The organism is Enterococcus sp. AZ091, from assembly GCF_051714805.1.
Classification (GTDB): domain Bacteria; phylum Bacillota; class Bacilli; order Lactobacillales; family Enterococcaceae; genus Enterococcus_D; species Enterococcus_D gallinarum.
The window spans coordinates 635,001-653,652 of record NZ_JBIOSO010000001.1; the positions used below are offsets into that span (position 1 = coordinate 635,001).

General features: G+C 38.2%; 20 protein-coding genes (1 of these 20 running past the window's edge). 18 read left to right on the top strand and 2 right to left on the bottom strand.

The window, feature by feature from the left end:
* The 13 genes from rsgA to IGJ28_RS03310 all read left to right on the top strand — a co-directional run.
* Positions 1 to 730, top strand: the 3' portion of a protein-coding gene (gene rsgA / locus IGJ28_RS03250; RefSeq protein WP_081131190.1) for a ribosome small subunit-dependent GTPase A. The gene continues 155 nt to the left of window position 1, outside the view; only the last 730 of its 885 coding nucleotides appear in the window; its start codon lies off the left edge, out of view; its stop codon occupies positions 728 to 730.
* A gap of 11 nt (positions 731 to 741) precedes the next feature.
* The gene (gene rpe, locus IGJ28_RS03255; RefSeq protein WP_081131189.1) at positions 742 to 1,395 is read left to right on the top strand and encodes a ribulose-phosphate 3-epimerase; all 654 of its coding nucleotides are present in this window, start codon (positions 742 to 744) and stop codon (positions 1,393 to 1,395) included.
* A complete protein-coding gene (locus IGJ28_RS03260) occupies positions 1,396 to 2,028 on the top strand; it encodes a thiamine diphosphokinase (RefSeq protein WP_431382501.1) in 633 nt (210 codons plus the stop codon). It abuts the gene before it with no gap.
* A gap of 146 nt (positions 2,029 to 2,174) precedes the next feature.
* Positions 2,175 to 3,032 carry a rod shape-determining protein MreC gene (gene mreC, locus IGJ28_RS03265; RefSeq protein WP_005469711.1) on the top strand — a complete coding sequence of 286 codons (858 nt, stop codon included), beginning with the start codon at positions 2,175 to 2,177 and terminating at the stop codon, positions 3,030 to 3,032.
* 2 nt (positions 3,033 to 3,034) lie between these two features.
* The gene (mreD, locus tag IGJ28_RS03270; RefSeq protein WP_060815004.1) at positions 3,035 to 3,544 is read left to right on the top strand and encodes a rod shape-determining protein MreD; all 510 of its coding nucleotides are present in this window, start codon (positions 3,035 to 3,037) and stop codon (positions 3,542 to 3,544) included.
* 187 nt (positions 3,545 to 3,731) lie between these two features.
* Positions 3,732 to 5,045 (top strand): C40 family peptidase, encoded by a 1,314-nt coding sequence (locus tag IGJ28_RS03275; protein ID WP_347082952.1) that lies wholly within the window; start codon positions 3,732 to 3,734, stop codon positions 5,043 to 5,045.
* A 144-nt stretch (positions 5,046 to 5,189) separates the two neighbouring features.
* Positions 5,190 to 6,860 (top strand): PTS transporter subunit EIIC, encoded by a 1,671-nt coding sequence (locus IGJ28_RS03280; RefSeq protein WP_409531050.1) that lies wholly within the window; start codon positions 5,190 to 5,192, stop codon positions 6,858 to 6,860.
* A complete protein-coding gene (locus IGJ28_RS03285; RefSeq protein WP_438845137.1) occupies positions 6,847 to 8,877 on the top strand; it encodes a BglG family transcription antiterminator in 2,031 nt (676 codons plus the stop codon). The genes IGJ28_RS03280 and IGJ28_RS03285 overlap by 14 nt, the downstream gene beginning before the upstream one ends.
* A gap of 13 nt (positions 8,878 to 8,890) precedes the next feature.
* On the top strand, positions 8,891 to 9,328 hold the full coding sequence (locus IGJ28_RS03290) for a PTS sugar transporter subunit IIA (RefSeq protein WP_175413567.1): 438 nt from the start codon (positions 8,891 to 8,893) through the stop codon (positions 9,326 to 9,328).
* Between the two features lie 158 nt (positions 9,329 to 9,486).
* The gene (locus IGJ28_RS03295; protein ID WP_347082955.1) at positions 9,487 to 11,250 is read left to right on the top strand and encodes a PTS mannitol transporter subunit IICBA; all 1,764 of its coding nucleotides are present in this window, start codon (positions 9,487 to 9,489) and stop codon (positions 11,248 to 11,250) included.
* A 12-nt stretch (positions 11,251 to 11,262) separates the two neighbouring features.
* On the top strand, positions 11,263 to 11,700 hold the full coding sequence (locus IGJ28_RS03300; protein WP_438845138.1) for a PTS sugar transporter subunit IIA: 438 nt from the start codon (positions 11,263 to 11,265) through the stop codon (positions 11,698 to 11,700).
* Between the two features lie 12 nt (positions 11,701 to 11,712).
* Complete coding sequence (locus IGJ28_RS03305; protein ID WP_003128816.1) at positions 11,713 to 12,861, top strand: mannitol-1-phosphate 5-dehydrogenase; 1,149 nt, start codon at positions 11,713 to 11,715, stop codon at positions 12,859 to 12,861.
* A gap of 132 nt (positions 12,862 to 12,993) precedes the next feature.
* On the top strand, positions 12,994 to 13,287 hold the full coding sequence (locus tag IGJ28_RS03310; RefSeq protein ID WP_003128817.1) for a hypothetical protein: 294 nt from the start codon (positions 12,994 to 12,996) through the stop codon (positions 13,285 to 13,287).
* Between the two features lie 120 nt (positions 13,288 to 13,407).
* On the opposite strand, the gene IGJ28_RS03315 is transcribed toward IGJ28_RS03310, so the two are convergent.
* Complete coding sequence (locus IGJ28_RS03315; RefSeq protein WP_003128819.1) at positions 13,408 to 13,929, bottom strand: type 1 glutamine amidotransferase domain-containing protein; 522 nt, start codon at positions 13,927 to 13,929, stop codon at positions 13,408 to 13,410.
* Between the two features lie 126 nt (positions 13,930 to 14,055).
* Here IGJ28_RS03315 and IGJ28_RS03320 point away from each other — a divergent pair, with 126 nt between their 5' ends.
* The 3 genes from IGJ28_RS03320 to IGJ28_RS03330 all read left to right on the top strand — a co-directional run bounded on the left by IGJ28_RS03320 (position 14,056) and on the right by IGJ28_RS03330 (position 15,963).
* The gene (locus IGJ28_RS03320; RefSeq protein WP_003128821.1) at positions 14,056 to 14,607 is read left to right on the top strand and encodes a hypothetical protein; all 552 of its coding nucleotides are present in this window, start codon (positions 14,056 to 14,058) and stop codon (positions 14,605 to 14,607) included.
* A gap of 169 nt (positions 14,608 to 14,776) precedes the next feature.
* The gene (locus IGJ28_RS03325; RefSeq protein ID WP_003128822.1) at positions 14,777 to 15,202 is read left to right on the top strand and encodes a hypothetical protein; all 426 of its coding nucleotides are present in this window, start codon (positions 14,777 to 14,779) and stop codon (positions 15,200 to 15,202) included.
* Positions 15,203 to 15,210: 8 nt separating this feature from the next.
* Positions 15,211 to 15,963: a DUF6681 family protein gene (locus tag IGJ28_RS03330; protein WP_003128824.1), complete on the top strand. Its 753-nt coding sequence runs from the start codon at positions 15,211 to 15,213 to the stop codon at positions 15,961 to 15,963.
* 68 nt (positions 15,964 to 16,031) lie between these two features.
* Here the strand turns inward: IGJ28_RS03330 and IGJ28_RS03335 are convergent, their stop codons facing one another.
* Positions 16,032 to 16,439 (bottom strand): Hsp20/alpha crystallin family protein, encoded by a 408-nt coding sequence (locus IGJ28_RS03335; protein ID WP_005469744.1) that lies wholly within the window; start codon positions 16,437 to 16,439, stop codon positions 16,032 to 16,034.
* A 169-nt stretch (positions 16,440 to 16,608) separates the two neighbouring features.
* Here IGJ28_RS03335 and ispE point away from each other — a divergent pair, with 169 nt between their 5' ends.
* Both ispE and IGJ28_RS03345 read left to right on the top strand, forming a co-directional pair.
* Entirely contained in the window at positions 16,609 to 17,460 is an 852-nt protein-coding gene (ispE, locus tag IGJ28_RS03340; protein ID WP_003128827.1) for a 4-(cytidine 5'-diphospho)-2-C-methyl-D-erythritol kinase, read from the top strand.
* 235 nt (positions 17,461 to 17,695) lie between these two features.
* Entirely contained in the window at positions 17,696 to 18,640 is a 945-nt protein-coding gene (locus tag IGJ28_RS03345) for a metal ABC transporter substrate-binding protein (RefSeq protein ID WP_438845139.1), read from the top strand.
* The last annotated feature ends 12 nt before the right edge of the window (positions 18,641 to 18,652 follow it).

Below are 18,652 nucleotides of genomic sequence, written 5' to 3' on the forward strand. Positions count from 1 at the left end.
TGGATACTTGTTAGAGATACTGCCGAGAAAAAATGAATTGATACGTCCACCAGTGGCCAATGTGGATCAAGGTGTAGTGGTGACAAGTTTGATCCAGCCTAATTTCTCATTTAATCTATTAGATCGGTTTTTAGTTACACTGGAGTATAAAGAGATTGAACCAATTATCTTTTTGAGTAAAACAGACTTAGTGAGTGATCAAAGTGAGGTTCAAAAAATTGCCGCTTTGTACCAACAAATTGGTTACCAAGTCATTGTTTCAAAAGCAGATAATAGCGATCTTCTGGAGTTACAAAGAATTTTCCCGGAACGACTGACAGTTTTTATGGGACAATCTGGCGCAGGAAAATCCACATTGCTTAACCGAATAGTCCCAGAGCTAGATTTGGAAACGGCCGAAATTTCTGAGTCATTAGGTCGAGGGAAACATACAACGCGACATGTAGAATTATTGACATTATATGATGGGTTAGTGGCTGATACCCCTGGATTCAGCTCAATCGATTTTTTGGAAATCGATAGTGGACAATTGCCCAAACAGTTTCCAGAATTTTTAGCATTGGCACACCAATGTCGTTTTCGTGAGTGTATGCATCTAAATGAGCCAAATTGTGCTGTAAAAGAAGCAGTTGAACAGCAAACAGTTGCACTTACCCGGTATAAAAACTATATTCAATTTTTAGAGGAGATTGAAAATCGTCGTCCAATTTATAAAAAGAAAAATAAGTGAGGGAAACGAATATGATTAAACTAGCACCATCAATTTTAAGTGCGGATTTTGCGAATCTGCAACGGGACATTGAACTTGTAGAAAAAAACGGCGCGGATTACATCCATATAGATGTAATGGATGGCCAATTTGTTCCTAATATTACTTTAGGACCAAATGTTGTCAAAGCTATTCGTCCGATAACTAAGTTGCCACTGGATGTTCATTTGATGATTACTCAGCCAGAAAATTATATTCATGCGTTTGCCGAAGCTGGTGCCGATATAATTGGAGTTCATGCCGAAGCTACTCCCCACATTCATCGCGCAATTCAAATGATTTTAAATGAAAATGTAAAGGCGGAAATTGTTATCAATCCTGGTACGCCAGTAGCTGCTATCCAACATGTACTATCCATGTGTGATCAAGTATTGGTAATGACTGTGAACCCTGGATTCGGTGGCCAATCTTTTATCGAAGAAACAGTTGCTAAAATCAAGGAATTAGCACAATTGAAAGAGAAAAACGGGTATCACTATGATATCGAAGTAGATGGTGGAATCGTTCCAAAAACAGCTCGGATCTGTTTAGAAGCTGGTGCCAATGTGTTTGTTGCTGGTAGCTACATCTACGACGCGGACAGTCCTGCTGATCAAATCAAAGCATTGAAAGAAGTGTTGCAATAAATGAATATTCTTCTAGTTGCAGGTGGCAAAAAGCAAACTTGGCCGTCTCTAAAGAAGTATGATAAATACATTGGTATTGATCGGGGATCATTTTATCTGCTTGAGGAGGATTTACCTTTAGACTTTGCGATTGGTGATTTTGACTCTCTTTCTTCTGAAGAAAGAGAACGAGTGCGACAGAATGCAAAAAATTTTTTTCAAGCTCCGGCAGAAAAAGACGATACGGATACGCAACTCGCATTATTGATGGCTATTGAGCATTTTCCCAATGCAAAGATTGATATTATCGGTGCAACTGGTGGAAGAATCGATCATTTTTTAGCAAATTTATGGATTGTAATGGAGAAACGGTTTCAGCCTTTCGCTCATAATATTAGTCTATTAGATAAGCAAAATGTCATTCGGTTCTTTTTGCCAGGGAAGTATTCCATACGTAAAGAAAAGGGCATGAAATATCTGGCATATTGTTGTCTGACTCCCATTGACAATCTTTCATTAATGGAAAGCAAATACCTATTGGAAAATGTGAAGGTTGAACATCCTACATCATTTGCTAGTAATGAATTCATAACGGATGAAGCATCCTTTATATTTGAAACGGGAATTATTGCTGTTATTCAAAGCAAAGATTAAGAGACATTCAAGTCTCTTTTTTTATTTTTGAAAATTTCAGAAAGCTAATTACAAAAAAAGCATTAAGACGTACAACTTAACTTTTGTTTACATCGTTTTAGTGGTAAAATTAAGGCTATCAGTTTGGAACTCATTGAGGTGTCTTTGTGAAAAAGTTTAATCCTAATAAAAATATCATAATCACATTAATTATTGTGATTTTAGTTGTTTCTGTGTTGAGTGTGACGATTGCTAGAAGAGCAGTTGGGAATTCATCCAGTTTTGTGCAATCGGCAGTCAACGACACGATTGGTATCGTGGACAAGGTGATTACAGCTCCAGTACGGTGGATCGAAACCGGTGCAAACTCTGTAAAGAAACTTTTTGTCACGTATGAAGAAAACGAACGTTTAAAAGAGAAAATCGATAGTTATGATGAGATCGCTCGATCAAATGAAAATTACAAGCGAGAAATCGAATCATTGAAAGAAGAGCTTGAGTTAAACGAAACATTGACTAACTATGAAAAAATTACTGCCAATGTTATTAATCGTTCACCAGATACATGGCAAGACATGCTTGTTGTGGATCGTGGCACGAAAGATGGTGTCGAAGTAAATATGGCGGTTATGTCCCAAAAAGGTTTGATTGGGCGTGTGATTGAAGTGAATGCAGCATCTTCAAAAATCGAATTGTTGACTTCTGAAAATCAAAATTCAAATCATTTTCCTGTTCGAATCAGCGGGAAAGACGGCGAAACTTTTGGAATTCTAAGTAGTTATGATCAAAAAGAGAAGTCCTTGGTTATTAGTCAATTGACTGGAAGTACACAATTGAAAGAAGGCGATGTTGTACAAACCTCGGGATTAGGAGGGAATTCTCCAGCCGACCTTGCTGTTGGGACAGTTGTTAGTACCACCAAAGATGAATTTGGATTAGATACAAAAGTATATGTAAAACCTTATGCACAAATGTATGATATTCAAGCAGTTACTATTATCAAACGTTTGGCGGGTGACAAATAGGCATGAAAAAAAATACGTATTTAAAGTACTTTGCCGGAGCATTTTTTTTCTTGATGATGTTGTTAGATGGACAATTAACCCGTTTACTTGAGCGCTGGACGCAAGATAATTATATAGCGAGTGCACATTTACTATTGATTGCCTTCCTATGTGGTGCCAGATATTTGCCTAAAAACTACTTGATTATAACTGCATTGATCATTGGATGCTTGTATGACCTTTACTATATTGGCATAATTGGTATTTATGCTGTCGCATTCCCGATGATTGTGTGGATCATGTATATTTTAAATAAAACGCTATACCAAAACATATTCACCATGTTTTTTGGAATGATTATTTTCGTTACGGGTCTTGAAATGGTAACTTTGGGGATACAGTTGTTATTTAAAATAGCAACAGTCAATACTTCATTTTTTGTCTCTCGTTTCTTAGCACCGACACTGCTATTAAATATTATTTTATTTGTTATTTTAGTTATTCCATTCATGAAGCTATTCAAAGAAGAATAGCTTCATTTTTTTGTTATGTTTTATATCGAATCTGGTAGATTATTTGAAATCTGTTTGTAACATTCTTTTTATCTGCTTGACATGTATCTATGTTACAATCGCTTTATCGTAAAAAGACTTTAGATATTCTTATATATTTTAAAATTAACTTAAACTTTCAATGAAAAGTCAGGCGGAGGAATGAAGGGTGAAAAAACGTATTCTATCAGTAATATTAGTGAGTTCCATTGCGCTTACTTCAGTTGTAGCACCAACACTTGTCGCGGCAGACGACTTTGATAGCAAAATCGAACAAAAAGATCAAGAAATCAGTAATCTAAAAAATCAACAAGCTGATGCTCAAGCACAAATCAAAGCATTGGAAAATGATGTTGCAGCTATCAATGAAAAAGCTGAAGCATTATTGACGCAACAATCTACTTTACATGCTGATTCAGAAAAATTACAAAAAGAAATCGACGACTTGAATGTTCGTATTGAAAAACGGGAAAAAGCGATTCAAGAACAAGCAAGAGATGTCCAAGTGAATGGACAAAGCACCAATTTTATCGATGCCGTTCTTGCAGCAGATTCTTTAACGGATGCTATCGGTCGCGTTCAAGCTATGACGACGATTGTTAGTGCTAATAACGAATTGGTTCAACAACAAAAAGCGGATCAAGAAACGGTTAAAACGAAAAAAAATGAAAATGATAAAAAACTAAAAGAAATTGAAGCAAATCAACTTGAACTTGAGAAACAAGTAGGAGCACTTCAATCGAAGCAAGCAGACTTGAATGTTTTGCAAGCAGATCTTGCTTTGCAACAATCATCTAAAGAAGATGAAAAAGCCGACCTAGAAAAACAAAAAGAAAGCTATCAGGCTGAACAGGCACGAATTGCTGCCGCAAAAGAAGCGGCAAAAGCAGCTCGAGAACGTGAAGAAGCTGCGCAAGCCGAATCAAGCACAAGTAGTACAACAAAAACAGGCGAATCAACTTCGTCGAATGAGTCAAGCTCAAATGAATCAAGCTCAACAAATGAATCTTCCAGTACTAACAGTACCGGAACAAGTGACTCAGTAGAAAATGATACACCAAAACAAGAAACAATTGTAAATAAGCCTGAAAATAAACCAGAAAACAATACAAACGTTCCTTCACAATCTGTAAACGGGTCAGCAATTGTTTCAGAAGCAATGAAATATCTTGGTACACCATATGTCTGGGGCGGAACGACACCGAACGGATTCGATTGTTCTGGTTTTACTCAATATGTGTTTGCAAAAGTAGGAATTTCATTACCTCGTGTGACCTATGATCAAGAGTATTCTGGCACGGTTATCTCAATCAATGAAGCAAAAGCTGGTGACCTATTATTTTGGGGATCGCGCGGAAGTACGCACCACGTGGCTATTGCACTTGGTGGGGGACAATACATTCATGCACCTACCACTGGACAAAGCGTTTCAGTTAGCAGCTACTCTTATTACGCACCAAGTTTTGCTGTGCGTGTTAATTAAATAAAAAATGGTAAAAATAAGGCAATAACTTAAGCTGACGTTTTTCGTCAGCTTTTTTGGTACATTCAAAAGGAGGAAGCATAATCTATGGTTATTCCTTTTTGGAGAAAACCAAATTATACTAGTGTTAGGTAGGTGAGGAGGATGAAGGGAATAAAAGACAGAGGACAAACAATTCAATTTTTAAAACTCTATACTCATTATTTTTCTGATATGATGATGCCAAATGTAAGTATTTTTATTGCATGGGCAGTCATTGCGTTTGCCGTACCCGTACTAGATGCGGATCAGGGGGGGTTGATCAAGTCAGAAGAAGCTATTTTACATTTTCTCTTACCAATATTGCTTGCTTACACTGGCGGAAAAATGGTTGAACCAACAAGAGGTGGAGTTTCAGGAGCAATTGCAATTTTAGGGATGATTTTAACCTCTCAATTTCCACAAGTTTTTGGAGCAATGATTATCGGTCCGTTAACGGGTGGCATGCTTCGATTCTTTGATCATATCTTTTCTCGAAAAGTAAAGACTGGCTATGAGATGCTCTTTCGTAATTTTTCTGCAGGCTTAATTGGAGGTCTTCTATTTTTATGTAACTTTTTTGTATTTGGCCCTTTGCTCGATCAGCTTAGTCAACAAAGTTATCATTTAGTTGATTTTTTTCTCAAGCAGAATTTATTTCCTGCTATTCATCTTTTTCTGGAGCCACTAAAGGTTCTTTTTTTTAATAATATTATCAATCATGGTCTATTTACGCCGTTGGGTGTTGAAGGCGCCAGTATTCATGGAACGTCGATTTTATTTCTGCTTGAAGCCAATCCTGGTCCTGGTTTAGGCGTCTTGTTTGCATGTATGAGGTATGGTTCTAAAAAAGCAAGAAATGGGGCGACTGCTGCTGCATTTGTGCAAGCAATAGGAGGTATTCATGAAGTTTATTTCCCATTTATTTTAATGAACCCATTATTGATTATCGCACCGATTTTAGGTGGAGCTACTGGTACATTTATTTTTCAAATGAGTAAAGTTGGCTTACGATCACCGGCTTCACCAGGTTCTATTTTGGCTATCTTAACAAATACGCCAAATCACATGTGGTCAGGCGTATTAGCTGGAGTATTGGTAAGCACGCTTGTTTCTTTTTTTGTTGCCTATTTTGTTTTGACCTATCACTCAGTGAATGAAAAAAGTACGGAAGGAACAATATGTATGGATAAAGTAAAGAGAATTATCGTTGCATGCGACGCAGGGATGGGATCTAGCGCAATTGGGGCAAGTTTATTAACTAAACATTTAGAAGAAGCAGCCATTTCCATACCTGTCGATTATAAATCAATTTATCAGTTGAAGGATGGAGAAGATCTTTTAGTTATTACCCAATCAGGGCTTGGTGCTTTAGCTCAAACTAAGACACCTCAAGCACAACATTACTTCTTGAGTAACTTTTTAGCGGAATCAGAGTATGAAACACTAGTTAAACTTTTAAAGCAAGAGCAAGAAACGGTAGCAAATGTTTCTTTTAAAGTTGGGGAAAAAATCCCAACATTGATTTTTTTGTATGAAGGCAAGAAAAGAGGCGCTCAAACGATGGCTGTTGCAATCGTTCGTAAAATTGCCAATGAATTAGCCATACCTATTGAGGTAAAGAAAGAAGATATTGAGACAACCCAGTTTAATCCAGAGGCATTATATATCGTTCAAAAAGATTTTCAGCAAATGGCTGCATTAACAAATGTCACCCACTTAGTTGTCGATGATTTAGTGACAACTTCCAAATATCGTCAATTGATGACAGAAGGAGTCGCCTATGTTCTTGACTAAGCGTGAAACTATTTTGTTGACTGAGCTAATGAACAGTAACGGTCCTGTTTCTATGGACCGAATGATGCAGCTTTTGAAAGTAAGTAAGCGGACTGTCTACCGCGAACTAGCCAATTTAGAGAATTCGTTGCGTACTGTAGGGGCATCCTTAGAAAAAGAAGGTCGTGGACATTTTCGAGTCATTGTCGGGAATAGTATCACTCAGCTGCAAGAAGCAATTATGTCTGATCCATCCCAAGAGTTTGCGTCAATAGAGCGACAACATAGGATTTTGCTGCAATTAGCAACTACTGCTAAGCCGATTAGTAGCCATCGTTTTTTAGAGCTCTATCAAATCAGTAATACTACTTTTTTTTCTGATATTAAACAATTAGAAGAAAGTTTGGCGCGCCTTCCGTTGACAATTGTCCGTAATCAAGGATATGAGCTCAAAGGACCAGAAAAACATCGACGTTTAGTAGCAGCGAATACGTTGATGATGGAAATAAATGAATACCAGTTTTTTCATTTTCCTGAAGCAGAACAAACGGCGCATTTTTTATTTGAGTTTATTGAAAAACAGTACTTGATTTTAGCGCAAGATCTTATAAGAGAAGTGGTTGAACCTAAATATCCTGAGTTAAGTGATCGCAAGTTGGCTTTTATTGGTATTATGCTTGCTTTAGCCATGGAGCGAGTAGCAACAGGATTTTCAGTAGAGGAAGAAAGTTATCCAAGTCAAATCAACAAAGATTTGCTGAAGGTAGCTAAACAGATTTTTGCTCAAGTTGCTGAACAAACGAAGCGGTTGTATTCGGTTAATGAAATAGTTTTTTTTGCGATTTTATTAGGGGATTTTTCTAATTCTTTTGACCGCGATTTTTTTGAAGAGAATTTTGATACAACTTTGGCATATCAGGTAAAACGGTTGATCGAACTGATTAGCCAGTACACTGAGGTTGATTTTTTTGAAGATGAAATTTTATATAAAATGTTGCTAACACATATTTCTGGGGTAATGACCCGAGCGATTTTGGAAGAGAACCATCTAAACAATCCAATTTTAGAAAAAATAATGAAACAATATGAGGAGATTGCAGAAGCAATCCGTTTAAGCTTACCGCTTGTTTTCCCACAACAGCAGTTTTCAACAGAAGAAATTGCCTATATGGTATTGCACTTCGCAAACTCATTAGAAAAGAATCCTAAAGTGATGGAAGTCAATATTGCAGGTGTATCACCAAGCGGACTGGCTTCAATTAGTTTGTTAGAGATGCAGCTAAGAAAGCAATTTCCATTTATCAATAAAATTACTTTTTTCCGTGTGGGGGATATCGAACAGGATAAAATTGAGGGCAACTACGACTTGGTGATTTCCACATCTTTGTTGCCAGGTTATCGAGGAAAATATAAGCTAGTATCTCCTATTTTATTGGAAGAAGACATTCAGGAACTAAAAGAAGAATTTCGTCTGCTTAGTCAGAAAAAGAGACTTTCTCATGCAATACCTACGCCAGTTTCTACTAGGGAAGATACCTATGAAGATGTTCTAGCATTTATTGAGGAGATTAACCGCTTATTAGAATTGTTTACTCTTCAAACGATTGACAATGGCCCCAACTTAGAAGAAACATTATCTGAAGTGATGAAACATTTTTCCAAAGCGTTAGTGCAAGACAGAAAAAAAGTAGCCAATAAATTAGTGAAGCGCTATTTACAAGCCCCTGTTGGAATACCGAAGACTCACTTTGCCCTTTTTCATGCGTCAAGTACAGAAATTTTGCAACCAGTTTTCAAAATCTTTGATTTATCACAAGGACTATCACTTTATGCGATGGATAAACAAGAGATTAACGTAACTCGCTTGTTAGTTATGCTCGCTCCTTATCCAATCGATGAGCAAAGCAGTAAAATCTTAGGGAGGATTAGCGGTTCCATCATTATGAATGATCTCAATACAGAAATATTTAATTCAGGAAATTTTTCCATCATTTATCAATTGCTTGCTACGCTTTTGATTGAAGAAATCAAACAATAATGGGGAGGAGAAAATAGTGGATATTCCAGCAACACATATTTTGTTAGATCAGCGATTCCAAAGTGCAGAAGAAGCATTGCATGAGATAGGTACATTCTTAGTAGACCAAAAAATGGTTCAACCTCAGTATATAAACAGTTTAATTCAGCGACACAAAAAATATGGTGTTTATATAGGAAACTTTGTAGCCTTGCCTCACGGAGAAGAAGAGGCAGACAAATGGATTAATGAAGAAGGGATTTGTCTTGTTCAAGTACCAGACGGTGTCGATTTTGGCGATGCAAAAGAATCAAAGGTTACTACGATTCTGTTTGTGGTTGTTCTCAAAGAAAAGCAGTTGTCATGCTTGCAAGAAATTGCTTTTTTTTGTTCAGATATCCAAAATGTAAAACTATTAAGCGACGCCGCTACAATAGAGGAAGTCCAAAAAATACTATCGCTAGAAGAGTAGAAAAGGGCATTTATTGATTAGTCATGCATTATGCATGGCTTTTTTTTGTAGATAAGAGACAAATTTTGGCACAGTTTCCTGTGACAAAGTACGACTTTCGAAGCTTTGGGAAAGCGCCTACAATCAAGGTGTAAAAACAAGTTGGGAGGAGAATGAAGATGGAACAAGTACAAGCAGACAGGAAGGCGTCTTTAAAGTCGAGGGTCCAAAAACTAGGTAGTACATTGTCGAGTATGGTAATGCCCAATATTGGCGCATTGATTGCATGGGGCGTGTTAACGGCTCTCTTTATTCCAGATGGCTATCTGCCAAATGAATCCTTTGCTTCAATGGTCGGTCCGATGCTGACTTATCTAATACCGATACTGATTGGATACACGGGCGGGAAAGTAATTGCTGGAGATCGGGGCGCAGTTGTTGGGGCAATCGCTACAATGGGGGTCATTGTGGGAACAGACATCCCGATGCTTTTAGGTGCAATGATTATGGGGCCATTAGGCGGATATACGATTAAGAAGTTCGATGAATTTTTTCAAGATAAAGTGCGGGCAGGTTTTGAGATGCTGGTCAATAATTTTTCTGCGGGTCTTCTAGGTTTTGCTTTGGCTCTGTTGGGCTTTGTTGTCATTGGACCTGTTGTAAACACATTGACAGAAGCAATGGCAGCAGGCGTTGCAGTGATTGTCAATGCACATCTGATTCCATTAGCAAATATTTTTATTGAACCTGCCAAAATCCTATTTTTGAATAATGCCATCAATCACGGAATTCTGACTCCATTAGGTACGGAACAAGTAAGCGAGTTTGGTAAATCAATTCTATATTTATTAGAGGCAAACCCAGGGCCTGGATTAGGTGTTTTATTAGCATTCACTTTCTTTGGCAAAGGCGCGGCAAAATCATCTGCTCCAGGAGCAATCATTATCCACTTTATAGGTGGTATTCATGAAATCTATTTCCCATATGTGATGATGAAGCCATTAATGTTTTTAGCTGTTATTGCAGGAGGTGTTTCTGGGAGTTTCACTTTTCAATTATTAGGTGCAGGTTTAAGGGCACCAGCTTCTCCAGGTTCGATTATTGCTATTTTAGCGATGACACCGTTGAATTCAGTGATGAGTGTCGTCTCTGTTTTAGCAGGGATTGCTGTTGGAGCAACCGTATCGTTTCTTGTGGCGGCAGCAATTCTAAAAGCCGATGCCAAAGACACTGTAGATAATTTTGATGAGAAGGTACAAGAAATACACCAAGCAAAACAGCGTTCAAAAGGAGTGGCTCTAGAATCGTTAACAGGCATTCAGAAGATTATTTTTGCCTGCGATGCTGGTATGGGTTCAAGTGCAATGGGGGCTTCCATTTTGCGTAAGAAAGTTAAAGATGCTGGTTTGGCTCAACAAGTCACCAATCAAGCAATCAATAATCTGACAGATGATGCGCATACATTGATTGTGACACAAAAAGAGTTACAAGAGCGGGCAAAATTAAAAGCACCAAATGCAACATTTGTTGCTGTAGAAAATTTTTTGAATTCTCCTAAATATAATGAGATCGTGGCCACATTGTCGGGCTCAGGAGTTGAGGAAGAGAAAAAAACGAAAGCAGTAAATTATAAGCCACTGCCTCTAGAGGAATTAAAGGGCATTCATGAAGTTATTCTTGCCCATGACGATCGTGAAGGCTCAGCGACCATGGCGAGAAAGGTTTTTCAAGACTTATTAGCGAAAGAATCTCTCTCATTATCACTTAAAAAGGTTCATATCGATAATCTAAAAGCGGATGCTTCATCATTGGTAATTACCAAAGAAGAGCTGACAAAGCAAGCGCGGTCGCTAGCACCAGATGCAGTCCATCTATCTGTCAGCAATTTGATGCGAACGTCAAACTACCAGCGTGTAATCACAACACTTAAAGAAGCTCTTTAAGGAGGAAGAAAAATGAAACTATTAGAAAAAGAAATGATTGAGCTGAATCAACAGTTTGCGAACAAAGAAGAAGCGATTCGTTATTGTGGGAAAAAACTTGTTGAGGCCGGATATGTTGATCCGGAATACGTCAACGCTATGATCGAACGAGAAGCAATGTTATCTGTCTACATGGGGAATTTCATAGCTATACCACACGGGACAGATGAAGCAAAAAAATATGTCAAAAAATCTGGTATCTGCATTGTTCAAGTGCCTGAAGGCGTAAATTTCGGGACAGATGAGGATGAAAAAATCGTTACGGTATTATTTGGCATTGCTGGAATAGGTGAAGATCATTTGCAGTTGGTACAACAAATCGCTCTCTTCTGTAGCGATATCGATAATGTGGTTGAATTAGCGGATGCTTTGAGTAAAGAAGAAGTCGCCGCTAATCTAACAGTGGCATAGGAGGGGAAAAAGATGAGAGCAGTTCATTTTGGTGCAGGGAATATTGGTCGAGGGTTTATCGGAGAGATTTTGGCAGCAAACGGTTTTGAAATAACCTTTGTTGATGTAAATGAAACGATTATTGCTGCGCTTCAGCAACGTAAATCCTATACAATTGAATTAGCAGATGAGAACCGCGAACAGATTTTTATTGAACACGTGACAGGAATCAATAACGCAAAAGAACCGGATGCGGTTGTTCAAGCAATTGTCGAAGCCGATATTTTAACCACTGCCATTGGTCCTGCAGTATTGCCTCGCATTGCACCGCTCATTGCAAAAGGGCTGGATCAGCGAGCAATCAAGAAAAAGGAGCAAGCAATTGATGTCATCGCTTGCGAAAATATGATCGGTGGATCCACTTTTCTAAAAGAGGAAGTAGAAAAGTATAGCCAACAACTCGCTTACCTGGAGAATAGTGTTGGTTTTCCAGATGCAGCAGTGGATCGCATTGTTCCGATGCAACAACATGATGATCCTTTGTTGGTTCAAGTAGAACCATTTTGTGAGTGGGTAGTTCAAGAAACAGCAATGAAATCAGTACTTCGTCTACAAGGCGTACAATACGTACCAGATCTGAAACCTTATATCGAGCGTAAATTGTTTAGTGTGAACACAGGTCATGCTACAGTAGCTTATACAGGAGCTCTACAAGGCTATGAGACCATCGATGAAGCCATGCGTGACCATCTAGTTGTGATTCAGCTGAAATCCGTTCTAGAAGAAACTGGTCAACTTTTAGTCGCCAAATGGGATTTTGATCCTGATGAACATGAACAGTATATTGAAAAAATTATTCAACGATTCAAAAATAACTACATTTCGGATGCTATTGCTCGAGTAGCCCGCACCCCTTTGCGAAAATTAAGCGCACAAGAACGATTTATCCGCCCCGTCCTTGAATTGCAAATGAGAAATGTGCAACCGTTCCATCTCTATGAAACGATTGGTATGATTTTCAACTATCATGATCCTGAGGACGAGCAAAGTCAACAATTGAGAGAGTTACTGGAAGCAGCTAATCTTTCTCAAGTGATCACAGAAGTCACAGGTGTAGAGGATCAGAGAATCATTGAGAAGATCAAACAAAACATTGAAAAATATGCTTATGTAGCTGCATGATCATTGGCTGCCGATTGCTATTCCAAATCATGGATAAGCCATCGGTAGCCAGTGTTTTTTAGTCTATTTTGGCAGGAAGTTTGACCTTCTGAATCATTCACGTGATAATAAAGGGAGAAATGAGGGATCGGGATGGAGAGATGGTTTGAAGAAGCCCAACTACATGTGATTGAATTACCTATCAGTTGGCAAGATGGTCGTCCTTGTTATAGTGCGTTTATTCGAGAATTGCCAATGCTGCAGGCAGAAGGTGGTTCACGGAAAGATGTCTATCGACAATTGGCGGAAGCCTATCAGATCTATTGGGAAAAACACCAACAAACGGAAGAAGAGGAGATGACTCCTTCTTTGCTATCACTCGATGAATTACTTAAATATTATGATGGTGAGACATTTGATGGTTTTGACATTTCTATGGATGAATAGAAATATTAATAAAAAGAACTTGCGAACAAAAACAGCAGGTAAAATCGCTAAAGGATAGAAAAATAGGGAGTACGATATTCGTACACCCTATTTGTGAGTTCTTCGTTTAAAATTTAGGCTTTATTTGTTGCCTTCAAGTGCTGTTGTAATGGCTTGATTAAATGCATCCAAATCATCAGGATTACGACTAGTGATCAAATGATACGTGTCGTCAATCACCACAGGCTCATCTTTGACAGTAGCACCTGCATATGTTAAATCTGGACGAATGGAATCATAGCCAGTCAATGTTAATTCTTTTGTCAATCCGGTTTGAATAAAGAGTTGAGGTCCATGACAGATAGCAAAAACTGGTTTTTCAGATGTCAGAAACTCTTTGGTCAAAGTGACATAGCGTTCATCTGTACGTAATTGGTCTGGAGAAAAGCCACCAGGAATCAACAAAGCATCAAAATCGGAAAAATTGATTGTATCAATAGACGCGTCAACTGCAAAAGTGGTTCCTTTTTTTCCTGTGACAGAGTCCACGCCTTCATTACTGATAATGACAACTTCATGTCCAGCATTTTCCAGTGCTTCTTTTGGTGAGGTTACTTCAATATCTTCAACTAGATCGGTAATGATAGTGGCAATTTTACTCATCAAATCTCCTCCTTAAAAATTAGCTTTTATTCATCTTCAATTTCTATGCTAACGAAGATTCATACCGTTGACAAATAATCTGTTTAGAGCAAAAATAAATTAGATAAAAAAGAAAGAGAGAAAAAAATGGCAACAATTCAATTATTTATTACAGATGAGCCGCTCGTTTTTGAAAAAGCTGTCTTGCAATTTATGGGCGAAGAGCAAATAGTCGAAAAGAATCTGAGGTTCAAAGATGCTACTATAGAATTATCAAAGGAAGTAGAATCTACATGTGTCTCATTGGTCAAGCAAGGCATTCTATGGCTGGAAGAAACAGGTGAAGAAGAAGACTACATTGACTTGCTTTATTTGGATTTTCAAAATACAACCCACTCAAAGACAACGGCATCTATTTTGTCACGACCTTTTTATCAAGTAGAAGAGACTCTCCAACCTGTTCTTGAGGAAGTTGGAGATGTGCTCGCGGAGAAATTCTTCGAGGAGTGGAGCAATCAACTAGCCGAATTGTCTGATGATGAACTGTCCTATGCTTATTTCATCGACGGTGCTCGGATCACTTTAGAATTGACTGAGCCATTTGAGCTACAAGAATTGATCTTATTAAAAGAGCTGATAGTGGATTATCACTCTGCGTTAACTCGTTCTGTACAAAAGTTTTACGAATTTCTTATTTAGAGCCTAGCAAAAGCTAGTTTTTGTTTGTAACCGAAAACATTTTTACTTTTTTTTAAATCTGTTCCGTTAATCCTTCGTAGTCTTGACCATTTCCAAGGAAAGAACTATAAAGAAAGTAAGTACTCAATGAGTGCAAAAAAGATAAGAATCAAGACAAGGATGGAAAATTATGCGAAAAGTACCTCCTATTTTGAAACCAATTGCTCTCTTGACCATTTCAACCATCATCGCTACTGCAACTGGTGTTGTGAATTCCAGTAGCTATCGGCAGTCAAATGGAACTAGTCACTCGACTGAGATTACTGAAACGACCGAAACCAGCGATGTTAGTCACTCGCAATCGGTAGACAGTCAACCTGTGTCTGAAAGCACAGAACCTTCAACATCAGCTGAAGATCATGGAGGCACTACATCTTCCACAACAAATAATCAGCGAACTGTTCCTTCATCTTCGATAGAGGATAGCTCTACACCACCAGCTACAGATGTCCCTTCTTCAGAGAACGGGCAAAGCGAGGAAACGACGCCGTCAAGTCAGGATCAGAATGCGGCTGACCAAGAAGCAGTCATCAATGAGGATCAAGAAAATGAGTAGGTGAATAAATGACTTTTTTATTAGATATGATCAATGGGATTCATAAGTTCTTAGGTTATCTGGATATTAGTCCTAAATACTTGAATCGGGCCTATACATTACTTAGTTTGATTCCAACGGCTTATATTCTGCGTATTGTTTATGGTCTCTATCTCAATCAAAATTATTTACAGATGGCTTTATACGGGATAGGATTCTGCGTGTTGCTCTATTTCTGGGTTCTAAATATTTTTTATTACTTTTTTGATAAAAATCTTAAGGTAGATATTACTCAGCTTTTTGTGAAGTATTTACCTGATGAAGTATTCAATATTGAAGGAGAAAAAATTAGCACCACACAAATCGATCGTTTATCAACAGAGAAAGCAGTTATTGATTTTGAAGAAGACTATCAACTGGTATTGGCTGACTATTTACAGAAACTCATTTCAAAAGATGAATTAGCAACGAATGCTATCGCACAAGGATTTGTGATTCCTAAAAATACCCTTTATCCCTACTACTTTGTCAAACAACGGTCAGATTCTGAATACTCGTTGCAAATTGGTACGAGCTATAGTGACTTAACAACAATTGGCCGTATTCATTGGAACGGGGAAAAAGCTTTGGAACCAGTTGGGTTGTTCATTACTGGCGGAGATTTTGTCAAAAATGATGTAAAATATCATGAACCTTATAGTTTGAAGCTTTATGTCAAAAAAGAAGAAATACCCACAGCAACAACTCGACAAGCTTATCGTCAAACTGGTAAGGCAAGGTAGAAATACAAAAAAAAAGACTTCAGAAACTGATATTTCTGAAGTCTTTTTTACTTTTTGCGATAATTCAATTATTCGATTGGAATATGCTTACCTGGCGCGTCTTTGTAACTTGCCTTTGGTAAATTCAAGGAAAGGACCCCATCTTCGAACCGTGCTTTGATCGCTTCTTCATCAATGTCAGGTATAGTGAATGCACGTTGATAAGCACTGCTAGATCGTTCTTTACGCAAGTAGTGACCAAGATCATCTTTCTCTTCGCTTTCTTCAATTTGGGAAGCAGAAATTGTTAGAGTATCATTCACGAAACTAACACGGATATTTTCTTTTTTTATACCAGGAAGATCAGCTTTGACTACATAATGATCTTCATATTCTTTAATATCTGTATTCATTTGTCGTTCTTGCCAGAAACTGTTCATCAATTTGCCTAATAGTTCTTCTCCACCAGGTAGATCTCTAGGAATTAGATTTGCCATAATTTCCCCTGCCTTCTTGATCAAATTTGTTACTCTTATTTTACGAGGAACGATTTCAAAGAGCAACCCAAAAGCTGATAAAGATCAAAAACAGGAGAAATATCTCAACTATCTCTAAAGAATCTGCTATGATAGAACTAGTTAACTATCAGATGATTGGGTGAATAAGATGGAAATTATTGAAAAAGCGCCTGCTAAGATAAATCTAGGACTTGATGTTTTGGGTAAGCGAGCAGACGGTTACCATGAATTGGAAATGGTGATGTCCAGTGTTGATCTAGCCGACCGTCTGATAATGGAAGAGCTAGAAGAAGATAAAATCATTATCGAAACCAATAAGGCCTTCTTGCCGATCGATAAACGCAATAATGTATATCAAGCAGCCAGTATTGTCAAAAAACGCTATGGTATCAATAAAGGTATCTTGATTCGGATCACGAAAAATATCCCTGTAGCAGCAGGCCTTGGCGGTGGCAGTACAGATTGTGCAGCAGCGCTAAGGGGGATGGACCGCTTATGGCAATTAGGTCTGACGATGCCGGAATTGATCGATATAGGAATGGAAGTAGGTACTGATGTCCCTTATTGCATTTATGGAACGACTGCGTTCATCTCTGGTAAAGGAGAGAAAGTCACGCCGTTGCGCCCGATGCCGCAGTGCTGGGTGGTCTTAGTCAAGCCCCGACTAAGTGTTTCAACAGGTAAAATTTTTCAAGAAGTTGATCTAGATCAGTTGCATCATCCAGATATTCAAGAACTTTCTGATGCAATTCTTGCTGAAGATTATCAACGAATGATTGCTGCAATGGGAAATAGTTTGGAATCGATCACGATTCCTAAGCATCCAGTCGTACAACAAATCAAGGAACGAATGATGAAATATGGTGCGGATGTGGCACTGATGACTGGAAGTGGACCGACTGTTTTTGCCTTGTGCCAGAAATACTCACGGGCTCAGCGAGTGTATAATGCTTTAAAAGGTTTTTGTGAAGAGGTTTATCTAGTTCGCACATTAAAATAGTAGGAAACAAAAGGACAAATTAAAAAGCAGATGCACACATTCAAAAAATGTGACATCTGTTTTTTGCTTAGCGGATATATGAATCAATTTTCCCATGTTTTCCGATTTACTGGCAGAGGAACGCTCTAAATCGGAAAACATACGATTTGTCTTGACGAATGAGGTTTCCTTTGGTAGAGTAATTTTTGCTGATAAATCGGATTAGTTCCGTTTTAATAAGAAAAGAGGAATCATCATGAAAAAATTACTAGCTCTATTTTTGCTTACCAGTACTGTTTTATTAGGGGCTTGCGGAAAAGGATCAGAACAAGTCGCAGAAGAAAGTCAGGATTTGCAGGTTATTACGACTTTTTATCCAATGTATGAGTTTACCAAAGAGGTTGTTGGAGATACAGGTAAAGTATCTTTGCTTATACCGGCGGGCACAGAACCCCATGATTATGAACCTAGTGCGAAAGATATGGCAAAAATTATGGATGCAGATGCTTTTGTGTACAATAGTCCGGAATTGGAAACATGGGTGCCAACAATGACAGATTCGATCGATACTGACAAAACAGTTGTGATCGAAGCGGCCAAAGAGATTGATTTAGCTGAAAATGAAGACCATGGAGAAACGGAAGCAGAAGCAGAACATGGGACAGACGCCCATACCCATGAATTAGATCCGCATGTGTGGACAGATCCAGTAATGGCAATCAAAGAAGTTGAAACGATTCGAGATCAGTTAAGCGAGAAATTTCCAACGAAAGCAGCTACATTTAAAAAGAATGCCGCTGCTTATATTGAGCAATTGAACGCATTGGATCAAGAGTACACTGCTGCTTTGAAAGATGCGGTCAATCGAACATTTGTCACACAACATGCCGCTTTTGGATATTTGGCAAAACAATATGATCTAGTCCAAGAATCGATTGCTGGATTATCTCCAGATCAAGAACCATCTCCTAGTCGGTTAGCAGAGCTAAAAGAATATGTTGAGGATCATCAAGTCAAAGTTATCTATTTTGAAGAAAATGCTTCTTCTAAAGTCGCGGAAACTTTAGCGAATGAGACTGGGGTTGAATTGGCTGTATTGAATCCGTTAGAAAGTTTGACGGAAAAACAGATTAGTGATGGAGAATCATATCTCACAGTAATGAAGGAAAATCTGCAAGCTTTACAAAAAAGTATCAAGTAAGGAGGCACATCT

Bases quoted from the DNA above. Each gene is read 5' to 3' on its own strand.
- rpe (WP_081131189.1), top strand. From the start codon at position 742: ATGATTAAACTAGCACCATCAATTTTAAGTGCGGATTTTGCGAATCTG.
- IGJ28_RS03260 (WP_431382501.1), top strand. From the start codon at position 1,396: ATGAATATTCTTCTAGTTGCAGGTGGCAAAAAGCAAACTTGGCCGTCT.
- mreD (WP_060815004.1), top strand. From the start codon at position 3,035: ATGAAAAAAAATACGTATTTAAAGTACTTTGCCGGAGCATTTTTTTTC.
- IGJ28_RS03280 (WP_409531050.1), top strand. From the start codon at position 5,190: ATGAAGGGAATAAAAGACAGAGGACAAACAATTCAATTTTTAAAACTC.
- IGJ28_RS03285 (WP_438845137.1), top strand. From the start codon at position 6,847: ATGTTCTTGACTAAGCGTGAAACTATTTTGTTGACTGAGCTAATGAAC.
- IGJ28_RS03295 (WP_347082955.1), top strand. From the start codon at position 9,487: ATGGAACAAGTACAAGCAGACAGGAAGGCGTCTTTAAAGTCGAGGGTC.
- IGJ28_RS03300 (WP_438845138.1), top strand. From the start codon at position 11,263: ATGAAACTATTAGAAAAAGAAATGATTGAGCTGAATCAACAGTTTGCG.
- IGJ28_RS03305 (WP_003128816.1), top strand. From the start codon at position 11,713: ATGAGAGCAGTTCATTTTGGTGCAGGGAATATTGGTCGAGGGTTTATC.
- IGJ28_RS03310 (WP_003128817.1), top strand. From the start codon at position 12,994: ATGGAGAGATGGTTTGAAGAAGCCCAACTACATGTGATTGAATTACCT.
- IGJ28_RS03315 (WP_003128819.1), bottom strand. From the start codon at position 13,929: ATGAGTAAAATTGCCACTATCATTACCGATCTAGTTGAAGATATTGAA.
- IGJ28_RS03320 (WP_003128821.1), top strand. From the start codon at position 14,056: ATGGCAACAATTCAATTATTTATTACAGATGAGCCGCTCGTTTTTGAA.
- IGJ28_RS03325 (WP_003128822.1), top strand. From the start codon at position 14,777: ATGCGAAAAGTACCTCCTATTTTGAAACCAATTGCTCTCTTGACCATT.
- IGJ28_RS03330 (WP_003128824.1), top strand. From the start codon at position 15,211: ATGACTTTTTTATTAGATATGATCAATGGGATTCATAAGTTCTTAGGT.
- IGJ28_RS03335 (WP_005469744.1), bottom strand. From the start codon at position 16,439: ATGGCAAATCTAATTCCTAGAGATCTACCTGGTGGAGAAGAACTATTA.
- ispE (WP_003128827.1), top strand. From the start codon at position 16,609: ATGGAAATTATTGAAAAAGCGCCTGCTAAGATAAATCTAGGACTTGAT.
- IGJ28_RS03345 (WP_438845139.1), top strand. From the start codon at position 17,696: ATGAAAAAATTACTAGCTCTATTTTTGCTTACCAGTACTGTTTTATTA.